The organism is Acinetobacter sp. HA (assembly GCF_000264725.1).
Classification (GTDB): Bacteria; Pseudomonadota; Gammaproteobacteria; order Pseudomonadales; family Moraxellaceae; genus Acinetobacter; species Acinetobacter schindleri.
In genome coordinates this window covers 18,054-31,094 of record NZ_AJXD01000027.1, presented here as the reverse complement: position 1 = coordinate 31,094, position 13,041 = coordinate 18,054, and the positions used below count along the sequence as shown (strand labels likewise).

11 protein-coding genes and 7 tRNA genes are annotated in these 13,041 nt (G+C 41.8%); 12 read left to right on the top strand and 6 right to left on the bottom strand.

What is annotated here, in order from left to right:
- Window positions 1-58 precede the first annotated feature (58 nt).
- Together HADU_RS06970 and HADU_RS06965 are read right to left on the bottom strand one after the other, a co-directional pair.
- The gene (locus tag HADU_RS06970; protein WP_008304760.1) at window positions 59-472 is read right to left on the bottom strand and encodes a DUF6176 family protein; all 414 of its coding nucleotides are present in this window, start codon (window positions 470-472) and stop codon (window positions 59-61) included.
- Window positions 462-1,334 (bottom strand): ATP-binding protein, encoded by an 873-nt coding sequence (locus tag HADU_RS06965; protein WP_008304758.1) that lies wholly within the window; start codon window positions 1,332-1,334, stop codon window positions 462-464. The genes HADU_RS06970 and HADU_RS06965 overlap by 11 nt, the downstream gene beginning before the upstream one ends.
- Before the next feature lie 191 nt (window positions 1,335-1,525).
- Here HADU_RS06965 and HADU_RS06960 point away from each other — a divergent pair, with 191 nt between their 5' ends.
- The 9 genes from HADU_RS06960 (at window position 1,526) to HADU_RS06920 (ending at window position 5,473) form a co-directional block, all read left to right on the top strand.
- Complete coding sequence (locus HADU_RS06960; RefSeq protein ID WP_004812363.1) at window positions 1,526-3,043, top strand: DUF3336 domain-containing protein; 1,518 nt, start codon at window positions 1,526-1,528, stop codon at window positions 3,041-3,043.
- A gap of 82 nt (window positions 3,044-3,125) precedes the next feature.
- A complete protein-coding gene (locus HADU_RS06955; protein ID WP_227499342.1) occupies window positions 3,126-3,836 on the top strand; it encodes a protein kinase domain-containing protein in 711 nt (236 codons plus the stop codon).
- Between the two features lie 107 nt (window positions 3,837-3,943).
- Window positions 3,944-4,028, top strand: a tRNA-Leu gene (locus HADU_RS06950).
- A 35-nt stretch (window positions 4,029-4,063) separates the two neighbouring features.
- Window positions 4,064-4,137 (top strand) — tRNA-Trp (locus HADU_RS06945).
- A gap of 39 nt (window positions 4,138-4,176) precedes the next feature.
- A tRNA-Leu gene (locus tag HADU_RS06940) sits at window positions 4,177-4,261 on the top strand.
- A 477-nt stretch (window positions 4,262-4,738) separates the two neighbouring features.
- Window positions 4,739-4,824 (top strand) — tRNA-Leu (locus tag HADU_RS06935).
- Window positions 4,825-5,155: 331 nt separating this feature from the next.
- Window positions 5,156-5,240: transfer RNA gene (locus HADU_RS06930), tRNA-Leu, on the top strand.
- A gap of 35 nt (window positions 5,241-5,275) precedes the next feature.
- A tRNA-Trp gene (locus HADU_RS06925) sits at window positions 5,276-5,349 on the top strand.
- Window positions 5,350-5,388: 39 nt separating this feature from the next.
- Window positions 5,389-5,473, top strand: a tRNA-Leu gene (locus tag HADU_RS06920).
- Between the two features lie 137 nt (window positions 5,474-5,610).
- On the opposite strand, the gene HADU_RS06915 is transcribed toward HADU_RS06920, so the two are convergent.
- Entirely contained in the window at window positions 5,611-5,814 is a 204-nt protein-coding gene (locus HADU_RS06915) for a hypothetical protein (protein ID WP_004812366.1), read from the bottom strand.
- 398 nt (window positions 5,815-6,212) lie between these two features.
- Between HADU_RS06915 and HADU_RS06910 the strand changes: the two genes are divergently transcribed.
- Window positions 6,213-6,485 carry a hypothetical protein gene (locus HADU_RS06910; RefSeq protein ID WP_005221652.1) on the top strand — a complete coding sequence of 91 codons (273 nt, stop codon included), beginning with the start codon at window positions 6,213-6,215 and terminating at the stop codon, window positions 6,483-6,485.
- 9 nt (window positions 6,486-6,494) lie between these two features.
- Here HADU_RS06910 and gloB read toward each other — a convergent pair whose 3' ends face one another.
- Window positions 6,495-7,229: a hydroxyacylglutathione hydrolase gene (gene gloB / locus HADU_RS06905; protein WP_005221654.1), complete on the bottom strand. Its 735-nt coding sequence runs from the start codon at window positions 7,227-7,229 to the stop codon at window positions 6,495-6,497.
- Between the two features lie 121 nt (window positions 7,230-7,350).
- Window positions 7,351-7,935 carry a flavin reductase family protein gene (locus HADU_RS06900; RefSeq protein WP_005221656.1) on the bottom strand — a complete coding sequence of 195 codons (585 nt, stop codon included), beginning with the start codon at window positions 7,933-7,935 and terminating at the stop codon, window positions 7,351-7,353.
- A gap of 126 nt (window positions 7,936-8,061) precedes the next feature.
- Between HADU_RS06900 and HADU_RS06895 the strand changes: the two genes are divergently transcribed.
- Window positions 8,062-8,883 (top strand): PhzF family phenazine biosynthesis protein, encoded by an 822-nt coding sequence (locus tag HADU_RS06895; protein WP_008304751.1) that lies wholly within the window; start codon window positions 8,062-8,064, stop codon window positions 8,881-8,883.
- 126 nt (window positions 8,884-9,009) lie between these two features.
- Window positions 9,010-11,796 (top strand): M16 family metallopeptidase, encoded by a 2,787-nt coding sequence (locus tag HADU_RS06890; RefSeq protein ID WP_008304750.1) that lies wholly within the window; start codon window positions 9,010-9,012, stop codon window positions 11,794-11,796.
- Between the two features lie 155 nt (window positions 11,797-11,951).
- Here the strand turns inward: HADU_RS06890 and HADU_RS06885 are convergent, their stop codons facing one another.
- Window positions 11,952-13,013, bottom strand: coding sequence for an amidohydrolase family protein (locus HADU_RS06885; protein ID WP_008304748.1), 1,062 nt, complete (start codon window positions 13,011-13,013; stop codon window positions 11,952-11,954).
- Window positions 13,014-13,041 lie beyond the last annotated feature (28 nt).

Genomic DNA, 13,041 nt, shown 5'->3' with positions numbered 1-13,041 from the left:
AAAAATGATTTATGAAAGAGGTCTATTATAAAACTCCTTAAATAGCCAGGGTAATAAATCAGGTCGCTGTAGTATCCAATAACAATTCAGCGGGATAAACCGCCTGCCATGAAGTTTTAAACTGTTTATGCACTTGGTCAATTGGGAAAGTACTGAGTTTTGCAATATTTTGCGCTTTTTGAATGTTGTCGGCGTGCATATATGCAATTAAATAGTCCTGACCATGAAGTTGCAGATAAAACCAGGACTCGACATGAACCTGTTCAGCCTTAAGCGTTTCAATTACTTCGTCTTGACGTGCTTTTAAAGTGCGCTGCCAGTCATGAACTTGCTGCATGTGTAAGGGCTTAAGTTGAATGAGAACTGCGCCGACATCCATAATTTTTATTTTCTTTTGAGTGTCATTATTATATAAATGATTTATATGAAAAAAGCGACCTAAACCGGTCGCTTTCAAGCTGTTAAGAGGCATTTAGTTGGGTTGAACCAATCCAGTGCTTGGAAAACTGATAGGCAGCACGTCCTGAACGTTGACCGCGTGCCTGACACCAGCGTAGGGCTTCAGCACGAGTTTCTGTAGTAAGTTCCATATCTGCTTGTATTAAATAATGTTCCACAATTTCCAGATAAAGATTTTGATCCATCGGGTAAAAAGATAGCCACATACCAAAACGGTCTGATAAAGAAATTTTCTCTTCGATCGCTTCTTGAGGATGTAATTCGGTATATTGCGGAACATCTACTTTAGTAACGGGCATATTTTCATGCATAAATTCTGGCAGTAAATGACGACGGTTACTGGTTGCATAAATCACAAAATTACTGGAACCGGATTGCAATGAACCATCTAATACACTTTTTAAACTACGGTAATTTTCATCTTCGGCATTAAAAGCCAGGTCATCACAATAGACAATGAACTTTTCCGGACGGTCAGCGATGAGTTTCTGGATTTCGGGCAGATCTGATAAATCATCACGTTCAATTTCAATCAGACGTAAGCCTTGATCAGCATATTCAGTGAGCAGGGCACGAACAATAGAGGACTTACCTGTACCACGCGAACCGGTGAGCAGTACATCATTGGCAGGCAGGTTATTTAGAAACTGTAAGGTATTCTGAATCACTTTCTCTTTTTGCTTTTCAATTCCTTTCAAATCAGCCAGTTGAATCGATCTCAGCTTATGAATTGGTTTGAGTTGGCCATCTTGCCATTTGTAGGCATAAGCAGAGAAATCCGGTACGGTTTTAACTTCCGGCAGGCTTTGCTGAAGCTGCTGAAGGACAGTGGAAAGGGTATTTAGAATATGGTCGGGTAAATCAATTGTAGCCATGATCTCGGATTACGCATTTAAATTATGCTCATGATACTACCACTGCAAAAAAAGCAGTCAAAGCTAGAAAAATGTTATAATTTGCCCAAGAAAGGAGATTTTTCGCTATTGTCCCGCACGTATGATCTGCTTAATTTAAGTATGTGACAGATCTTGTAGCAGCAAAAATAAACATAAGGATCACGCATAGCATGTTGTTAACAGATTTTACTCATCAGATTAATCCTCATCAGGCTTATCGCATCAAGAAATTAAAGCAACAATTGCAGACTGCGGAAACTTATGAGGAGTGGAAATGCATTGCGTTAAAACTGGATGAAGAATCAGGTGCGCAGGAATGGAAGCTTGATAACTCTTCCGATTATTTTGATGCAGAAGTGATCTCTCATCGTCTGGGCAAACTTCGACGATACCGCCTGCAAAAGCGTACTCGAGATTTGATGCATATCTTGCGAGAAGGGCTCAGTTATGACATTGCCAATATTGCGCATCCTTTATTATTTATAGAAACATATGTTGGCACTAAAAAAATTATTGAAGATTATGTTGAAGAAGTAAGTAAAGGACTGGCTTATATCGCTTCGCAAGAATGTGAATGTCTGACGCTTGAAGAAAAAATAGAATATTTCGAACGTTGCCAGCGTGCTTATGGCCAGCCAGCGCTGATGTTTTCTGGCGGTTCAACGCTGGGACTATTTCATACTGGTGTGTGTAAGGCGTTAATGGAACAGGATTTGATGCCGAAAGTGGTATCGGGCTCGAGTGCTGGTGCCATCATGACAGCCATGTTGGGGGTATCCAAGCCATCTGAATATCCAGATATTCTTCAGGGACACAATTTCTTTAATGAGGCCTTTCATTTTCGAAATTTTCGTGAGTTGATGAAGGGTAATGGCGGTCTGGCAGATGTGAAATACCTAAAAAAATTCCTGATTGAAAATTTAGGTAATCTCACTTTTGATGAAGCCCTTAAAAAATCAGGCTTACATATTAATGTCGCCGTTGCACCTTATGATGCGACTCAAGATGCACGGATTATGAATGCTTATACTGCACCGGATTTATTGGTCTGGAGCGCGGTACTCGCATCCTGTGCTGTACCGATTCTATTTCCACCTGTGCGCCTGACCAGTAAGCGCAATGATGGCAAATTCACACCCTATATGTCCTCGACACGTTGGGTCGATGGTAGTGTACGCAGTGATTTCCCACAGGAGAAAATGGCACGGCTGTACAATATTAACTATACCATCGCCAGTCAGGTAAACCCGCACATTGTGCCTTTCATGCAGGACGATGCAGCCCGATTCCGTAAGGATATGCTGAGCTGGCCACAACGAATTGCACGACGCCAAGGCAAGGTGTTTGCCAAAGGTATGATGGATTTTACCCGTGAGCGTGTAGGAAGTGTGCCGCCTGTACGCCGTTTGCTGGATCATGGTTATGGTGTAGTCGATCAGCGTTATTATGGTGATGTGAATATTGTCGGCAAATATGGTCTGCGTCATTATACTTATATGTTGCAAAACCCACGGCCACACCTGTTTAAAATCCTGCAACGTGAAGGCGAACGTGCCACTTGGCCGAAAATTTCCATGATTGAAACCCAAGAGCGAGTAGGGAAAACCATACAACATTGCCTGGAACTTTTAACCTATCAACATGCACCTGAACAGCAGAAAGAAGAATATATTCCAGTTGATATCTAGTCATGATCTAAACCAGATAAAATTTGAGCTAAACACAAAGCCACGAAGTCTGGCTTTTGGCCGTCGGCTCTATAAAGGCAACGTGGATGGAGAAATTTACTGGCTTAAGGTGCAGCAGCAACATTCGACTGTATATAGTCAGCGTGGTTTTCAAAATGAATTCGGTTTTTATCAAAATTTATCTAATAATTCACTAGCCAAATTTCTGGTGCCGCATCTACTGATTAATTCAGAGATCACTATTGGTGGTGAAACTTTTCAACAGGGCATCTTGCTACAGGATTGTCCTTCTCATTTTGCGATTGATCCGGCTAATTTAAGCGTGTCTGATATTCAGAAACATTTGCTTGCAGCCTTGGATGCTGTGATGCAACTATATCAATGTGGCTATCTCCATCATGATTTAAAAGCAGAACATTTTGTCCAGTGCAAAGGGCAGGTCTGTCTGATTGATTTTGAACAGGCACATCGAATCTCGGATGAATCACCTCCAACATTAGATGCAACACCACGTTATATGGCGCCAGAATTATTTCACGCCGAAGCAAAAACGATTCAATCGGATATTTATGCATTAGGAATCATCTGGCTGGAATGGTTAAGTCAGACACGACTTAATGCTGGAAATTATGAGGATTGGGCTTATCTACACTGTCAACGATTGGAAATTAATCTTCCAGAAAAATTTAGGTCTTTTCAAACTGTGTTAAAAGGCATGCTTGCTCGGCATAAGTCGGCCAGGGTTGCTGATTTTGAAGAGATCAAATCTGCTTTGTTAATTATAATCGACTGATAAAGATACAAAAATCAATACTTTGTTTTTTATTTAATCAAATGATAAGCGTTTTATGAAAAAGTTCTTGTCAGGCTAAAATGATCTCTATAATATACACAGCCATCGGGGACGTGGCGAAATTGGTAGACGCACTGGATTTAGGTTCCAGCGCCGCGAGGTGTGAGAGTTCGAGTCTCTCCGTCCCCACCAAATTTACTTATGAGAATGAGTAGAGATGGTCGAGTAGAGGATTGGTGTAATGGTAGCATGACGGTCTCCAAAACCGTTCGTCAAGGTTCGAATCCTTGATCCTCTGCCATTAAAGTTTGAGAAAGCCGGCGATAAGTTGGTACCCGATGGGGACGTGGCGAAATTGGTAGACGCACTGGATTTAGGTTCCAGCGCCGCGAGGTGTGAGAGTTCGAGTCTCTCCGTCCCCACCACTCAAAAGAGACAAGGTTGATGCCTTGTTTTTTTTTGCCTGAAATTTAACGGCAAGCTTTCATCTCTAATTCAGTTTTTGAAAAAAATACGGTTCTTTTAAACTCTATATCGATCATCCAGAAAAAAGCCAAACAGTTTAATGCATAAAAGGATAGCTCTTGCTCACTTGGAGATAGAAAAGGGTAGCCAGTTTTTATAAAGAATTCAGTTGGTAAAAAGAGCCAAGATTTATTGTGTTCTTTAAATCGATGATGATTGCTCATATGTATTATTACGTATGTAAGTGCACTCGAAATGGGTTGATCGAAAAAATTTGGATGAATAAAAGTTTTTGGATCAAATTGTTTTTAATTTTTTAAAATCTGACCATCAAAATACCTGAATGAATTAATTGCTTAATTTTTGATTAAATAAGGCTTTATTATTTATTTAAGCGCTTGTCAATAAAGCTTGATCTCTATAATATACAGTTCAGCGGGGATATGGCGGAATTGGTAGACGCACTGTGTTCAGGTCGCAGCGCCTTCTGGGCGTGAGAGTTCGAGTCTCTCTATCCCCACCAAATTTAAAAAAACAAGGTTGAATACCTTGTTTTTTTTTGCCTGAAATTTGGCAGAGTAGATGAATGAGTCTTTATTAGACCAAGTGATTGGAATTGAAACTATAAGGAAACCTTTGATTCACTATATTTAAGTAAACGAGCAGAGGAGACAGAAAAATGATTGCAATGAATCGATTTATAGAAAAAGAATAAAAATGATGCATTTCTCTGTATTAATTTGATAAAAAATAAAAAAATAGATTTAACTGCTTAATTTATAGCAGATTAGACTCTAATTGCCTGTAAAGTGGCTTGTCAAAGGGAAATGATCTCTATAATATACACAGCCATCGGGGACGTGGCGAAATTGGTAGACGCACTGGATTTAGGTTCCAGCGCCGCGAGGTGTGAGAGTTCGAGTCTCTCCGTCCCCACCAAATTTACTTATGAGAATGAGTAGAGATGGTCGAGTAGAGGATTGGTGTAATGGTAGCATGACGGTCTCCAAAACCGTTCGTCAAGGTTCGAATCCTTGATCCTCTGCCATTAAAGTTTGAGAAAGCCGGCGATAAGTTGGTACCCGATGGGGACGTGGCGAAATTGGTAGACGCACTGGATTTAGGTTCCAGCGCCGCGAGGTGTGAGAGTTCGAGTCTCTCCGTCCCCACCACTCAAAAGAGACAAGGTTGATGCCTTGTTTTTTTTTCGCCTGAAATTTTATAGCTATAAAAAAGCCCATCGAAATGGGCTAGCTTGGCGTTAACTTAAGATGTTTGAATTGATCTTTCGCGTTAAAAGTGACGCAAATTAAGCTTTCAAATGGTCTTCGAATTCTTCACCCAATTGCATCGCAAGGGTATTACCAGAGAGATCACAAGTCACCAGACCATATTCTTTTTTAAAACTAAATGTAAAACCACGGTTGTCTGCCAAGGTACGTACGGAATACCCCAATTTTTCAAGCCATAGACGGAATGCCAGAAGATTTTTTGCTTTCACCACTTTTTTCACGAGATAACTCCTTCATCACTGTTCCTTAATAAATTAGGGTGAATAAAAAATTTTTAAAGGGGAAAATTTTAAAAATTCTTTAAATTTCCTGAAAATGCTTTTTTTATAGACAAATAATTGGATGAATTTTCACTAATAAATAGCTAAATTTATGATTTATGAATGCTTTTAGATGTTGTAACTAAATATTAGAAATCGTACTCTGATTGACTAAAATTTAAGCATAATAAAGTTTTGAGTATGTAGCAGCTAGGGGGCATCTACAACTGGTCGAATTGTTATTCATTTCAATTTGGGTAGAGATTGCAGCAATCATCTGGTTGACCATTTTTTGCAATAAGTGGTCCTCGATCAATGTGTAGAATAATTTATACTTGCAAAAAATAGTGAGTCTGAATATGACACAAGTAAATATTGAACAGTATGTAAAGGATTGCATTGAACGTATGCAGCAAGAGGATCAGACACCGGTTGCTGTCATGTTGGGACATGAGGACTGGATTGAATTTACCGTACAGTCTCAAGTGGCATATACGCCATTCGGGAGCGCAAGACGTTATCAGCCAGCACTGGGCGGTTTATTACTGGTTCGGGTGGATGAAATTCATGCTTTACGCGTTGTGACCCAAGCAGAGCTGGATGCCTACGCGAAAAGCAATCAGATTCTATAAAAACCCTAATTAGAAATTGTCTTTCAAGGTTCTTAAACGGGCAAATTCTTCAACGCTGTCTGCACGCAAGAAAGGATTGGTTTTAAGTTCAATTTCAATCGTGCTGGGTAAGGTGCATTGGCCTAGCATTCTCAGACGTTCAACCTGTTCATGGCGCTCCTGAATTTCCAGATTATCCGGTTCTGCATGCAGTGCAAACTGGGCATTGGAAAGTGTATATTCATGTGTACAGTACACCTTGGTGCGCGGGGGTAATGCAGCCAGACGGGATAGAGAGTGGTACATCTGTTCAAAAGTACCTTCAAACACCCGTCCACAGCCCATTGCAAACAGGGTATCACCGCAGAACAGCACATCTAGCGCATCGATAAAGTAGACAATGTGGCCTAAAGTGTGTCCCGGTACACTGATGATGCTGACATCGATACCATGAAAATTGAATTCATCTTCATGCTCTAGAGGATGGCTGATGAATGGAATTTTACTCAATTCCTCACGAGGACCATATACCGGAATGTTTTTATCCTGAATCAGTTCAGGAACACCGCCAATATGGTCTTTATGCCAATGGGTTAACCAGATCTGCGCCAGTTCCAGCCTATACTGCTGGCAATATTCCTGTACCAGACCAGCTTCCGTGGGATCAACAGCCACGACCTGTTTGGAGTCTGTATGTTCCAGCAGCCAGATATAGTTCTGTAAGATATTTTTGACGTCTATACAGTGAATTTTGAAAGGCATCATTTCAGTTAAACCGTTTGAAGTTATTTAGTAAATTAGCATAATTACCCGGCATATGCAGATGCTGGATCGATGTTTATGGATGATTCATGTATCTGATTTTAAGAGTGTATAGGTTGGGTGATCAGTCTATATCATCCGCTGAAACCGGATCACCAATGCTATAAAAATGCCCCCCTGCAATATGGTGAATGCTGCGCCATTCACGCTCCACGTCCTGATAATACCAGTGTCCATCACGGAACACGCGCTCGTCAGCATAAGCCGTAATGACCTTGCCAATAAACAGGTCATGAGTTTGCTGATTATGGGGTTCAGGAATCAGTTCACACAGCAGCCAGGCTGCACAACCCCTTACAACCGGAATGTCTGACTGATCAAACTGGAACAGTTCCACACCACATTGTTCTAACTTATCGGGTTGATCATGCATGCTGATCGTTCCAACGGCTTGCACCATGTTCAGCTGTTTAAGCGTGGGAACTTGCAAAGCAAAGTAACCAGAATTTTCAATAATTTTGCGGGTTTTGGTACTTTTATCTAAAACTACAGTGACTTTGGCTGGCTGGAATTCTAGTGCACAAGCCCAGGCTGCGGCCATAACATCCGTATTTTCCTGATCCTGGGCAGAAACCAGCACCGTTGGACCATGATTGAGCAAACGATAGGATTTTTCCAAGGGTACAGCTTTCAGATGGGGATTAGACATTGCAAACCTTAAAATAAACAAATGTACGTGCTAAAAATTATGCACTTATTGGCTTATTAACATATATAAATTTTTTTGGCGAAAAAAGCTTTTAAACTAAAGCGCTAAACAAAAGGAGTTTAAGCAATGAAAATGTATCAAGTGGATGCGTTCACTACGGAGCTATTCAAGGGCAATCCCGCTGCGGTGATTGTGCAGGATGAGTGGCTGGATGAGAGCCTGATGCAAAACATTGCGCTGGAAAATAATTTATCTGAAACTGCCTTTGTGAAGACCATTGATGCAGAAAACTATGAAATTCGCTGGTTTACGCCAACGAAAGAAGTTGATTTCTGTGGGCATGCAACCTTGGCCAGCAGCTTTGTATTATTTCTGGATTATACCTCGCATAAAACCATTCGATTTCATGTAAAAAATCTCGGTATTTTTATAGTTAGTCAAGATGAAGATGGAAAAATCCGTATGAACTTCCCGATCCGTCGGGCAGTTTTGGTCGATGAATATCCTGCTATGTTGCGTGGAGCTTTGACCAAATCTTTTAAAAATGTCTATTTAAATGAACAGGCCTATATTATCGAATATGAGTCGGTACAGGATGTGCTGGATGAGGCTCCGGATTTTGAATTACTGAAACAGGTCAATGATCGCCGTACCGCGATTACTGCGACTGGCGCATTGCTGGATGTCGCCTTAACGGCGGGTGCAGAACAGTATGACTGTGTATCGCGTTATTTCGCGCCAAGTAATGGTATTAATGAAGATCCGGTGACGGGTTCAATTCATACCGGAATCGTACCGATCTGGGCAGAAAAACTCGGAAAACAGCAGCTGGTTGTTTATCAGGGATCAAGCCGGGGTGGTGTGCTGTATTGTGAGATACAGGATAATGACCGGATTGAAATTTCAGGTTATGGCAAGCTGTATATGAAAGCTGAAATTCTGCTTTAATCAGATAGAATATCTAAAAGCTGTTGTGAACAGCAGCTTTTATAAAAATACAACTCACAACAAGAGAGTCATTCTCTATGATGTTCACTGAATAAAAAGTTCATGTTTAAATTTGCTGGATCCAGAATGTCACTACGTTTTAAAAAATTAACACTTTCCATGTTTTTAATGGGCGCAGCGACGCTCAGTTTTGCTCAACCGGTATTGGTAAAAACAGAACAAAATATTGAAGAATATAAACTGGATAATGGTTTAAGAATTGTCCTTGCACCAAATGACAAAGAAAATAAGACTTTTATGAATACGGTCTATTTCACCGGTTCATTGAACGATCCGCAGGGGAAGGGTGGTCTGGCACATCTATTAGAACATTTAGCCTTTAAAGGGACTGAAAATATTAAAGGCGATGAATTTCAGCGTCGTCTGGATCAGTACACACTCTCATCGAATGCCAGTACGGATTATTATTCCACCAAATATACCAATCTGGTTCGCCCTGAAAGCACTGCACTGGCTGCGGTAATTCAGCTTGAAGCAGAACGGATGGATAAGCTGGTACTGCAAGAAAAATATGTGCCAACTGAAATTGATATTGTTAAACGTGAACGTGAAATCCGTCTGGATCAGCCATTTTCAGTATTGATGGATCAAATCTTTAAATCGGCTTATGGTAACCAGCATCTCGGTCGTCTGCCAATTGGCGATTTAAACGAACTGCAATCGATCAATATGCAGGAACTGAATCAATTCTACCGGACCTGGTATGCACCAAATAATGCCTATATGGTAATTTCAGGCAAGTTCGACAAGAAACAGGTACTGAAATATATTGATCAGCATTTTAGTCCAATCAAGGCACGTTCTGTACCAGAACAGCCGAAAGTACCAGAGTTAAGTCCTGAAAAGATTAAACAGCGTGAGTTTACTGTGGCCAAAGGCAGTGATTTTGCCAAATTCAATATCTATCTGAACCGTTCAGAAGTAGCTAAGCAGAACGCATTATCGGTAACACCAACGCTATACACCTTGCAGCCGAGCGGGCATCTGTATCAGGGGGTTGTCGAGCAGGGAACAGCGACAGCTGTACAGTCTGCTACCTGGCTAGATAAGGACTTCAATATGGTCTTCATGGGGGCAGTCTATGCGCCAAATCATGATGCGAAAAAGGTCGAACAGGCGTTGCAGAATGGTGTCGAGCAGGGTAAAGGTTTTAATGAAACTGAGCTGAACCGGGTTAAAAATATGAGCCGCAATGCCGCTGAGAACATTAAAAATAATGCAGCAGCACTAGGTTCACGCCTGAGTGATTATATTGCATCTTCGAATGGAGACTGGAGCAAATATTTTAAGGATCTGGATGCAATTCAAAACCTGACTGTGGCAGATGCTAACGCTATCTATAAAGATTTTTTTAAGGCGCAATACCGCATTCAGGGCAATATTGTACCTACGCCTGAAGATCAGAAAACAGCCAAACAGCAAGAGCAGTTTGCAGCAGCCAAACCAACCCTGGATCAACAGCCTGTCACTGAAGAACCTTTAAAAGATATTTCAGTTTATCAGGCGGAAGTGAAACAGTATGTGAAGGAGTCTAAAAAGCTACTGACCAGCAAAGAAAAGCAGATCCAGCGTGGCAAACTGCAAAATGGCATTCAGTATGCTTTGTTCCCAACCCAGACTCGCGATGACAAAGTCTATTCGACGATTGCCCTTGATTTTGGTACAGCTGAAACACTCAAGCATAAAGGAGAATTGCTGGATCTGATGGCTTACTTGATCATGCGGGCTTCTGAGACTCAGAGCCTGCAACAGATTTCAGATAAGACCATTGAAGTGAGTGGCTCGGCCAATGTCAGTGCATCAGGCAATGGCCTGAATATTTCGATTTCAGCCAAGAAAGAATATTTTGAAGAATATTTTAAATACATTCTAAATGTATTGAAAAATCCGACTTTTGAGCAGAGCCAGTTTGACCTGATCAAGTCTCAGTCTTTGTCCAGCTTAGACCGTCCTTATACAGAACCGGATACAGTGACCAGTCTGACTTTTGCGCGTCTGCTTGAGCGTTATGAGCCGGGAGATTTACGTTATCACTTTGAACCTGACTTGGCTAAACAGCAGATCAACGCAGCGACGCGTGAACAAGTTCAGCAACTGTATCAACGTTTCTTTAAAACCCATCATGCCCGCGTTGCGGTCACTGGTGAATTTAAACCTCAAGCGATGCAGACGCTGATCAAGCAGGAATTTGAGGGCTGGAAGAGCAATGAGCCTTATACTCGCCTCAAGTCTGAATATGTCGCGCGTACTGCTGAAAGGGTACATGCATTATCGGAACAGCGCGAGTTTGGCAGCTATGTCGCCGCCATTTCAATTCCGGTGGGTTCAGATCATCCAGATGTACCTGCATTACTGGTATTAAGACACATTTTGGGTGATTCACAACTGTCTTCTCGTCTGGCACAGGAATTACGTGAAAAGAATGCCCTGGTCTATGGCTTTAGTGCCAATGTGGATTTCGCTGAATGGGACAATGCCGGTGCCTTGGCCTTTGGCGCAAACTATACCGCAGGACGCTCTGGCCAAGTATCGGATTCAATACGTAAGGTGATTGCTGAGCTACGTAGCAAAGGTGTCACTGCACAAGAAGTCGAAGCTGCAAAAGCCAGTATTCTGAAAAAACGTGTCACAGCACTGGAAGATGATCGCCGTATTCATAGCATGCTGGTGCCTCAGCTGGAACGGAACCGTGACCTGAACTATCGTCAGAAACGTGACCGCGCGGTGGCAGCCTTAACCAAAGCAGATATCGATGCAGTGATTCAGAAGTATCTGAATACTGATCAGCTGGTAGAAGTGATGTCGGATCAATATGGGCAGCCAGTAAATCAGACCACGCTTACGAAACGTTAAATCTGCCTAATTCTGATAAAATTGACTAAAAACCTCCTCAATACAGGTAGGTTTTTTTATAAGGAAGGGAAATGTTTATTCTTTAATAATAGTAAATATCTTCCATAGGTGAGAGGTAATAGATATTCCATAATTTCTGGCTTTTTTCTCAACCTTTAAAGCCGGTAAAAACCTTTAGCATTGTCATAAAAAACAGATTTTAAAGCATTTTCATCATAGTTATGTACGATATCGCTAAAGGCATCAATGATATCAACTAGATTTGCACTGACCCGATCCATCGGAAAATTGGAGGCAAACATGGCACGATCCGTTCCAAAGCATTTTAGGGCATGCTGAATTAGAGGTGTCGCAAGTTCAATGAGCTGTGCTTTGGAAGCTAATTGTCGCTGCTGATGAAAATGATGACCCAGCACTGGCATAAATAGCGCAGAGATTTTGGTCATGACATTCGGACACTCTGCCAGTTTGGCCAGATCTGTTTGCCAGTTTTTTAGAATCCGTTGCCTTTCCTGTGCAGTTTTTCCGGTACCTTTACCCACTGTGCCAAATAGTCCAACAGGCGTGCCGAGATGATCCAGAACAATCGGTGTTTCAGGGAAAGTCTTGGCAAGATGAATCACATCAGAAATCTGGGTGGAATAGACCCAGGCATCAAAACTCAGCCCGGCTTTGGCCAGATGTTCAAACCCTTTCAGGAATTTTTTATTAAGGTACAAATGGGGTTCATCAGCCCAGGCATGCACGCCTTTATCCGGATGCACGGAAGCCATTTTACGGATCCCACGAAACTTGGGCGAAACTTCCTGATGGAGTTGCAGTAATTTTTTAAAGTCTTTCCTGCGTGGATCCGCCGTAGCCACAATTGCACCTAATGCCAGATCGTGTGCCTGAAAAGGCAGACCGGCTACAAATCGGGTTTCATTCACGACACCTGTGCCTTTGTGTTCATGCCAGCCAGCTTCAATATGTACCACCTGTTCAACCTGATAACGACCAATATCCTGTTTATAATGGGCAGGTAAATAAGGTGCGGTAATGTGTTCAGTCAGGCCTATCGTTTCAATAATTGGTTTGGGATTCAGGAGGCGCACCATACGGTCCAGCAGGCGAGGATGCTTACCAAACAGTTTGACTGCCAGTGCTGCCGCATGAGGGGTGTGATAGGGATCCCACTGATGGATATGTGGGTCGATGATGGGGAAGCTAAGCTGCATGACTTTCCTTGTTGTTATTGGAATTATT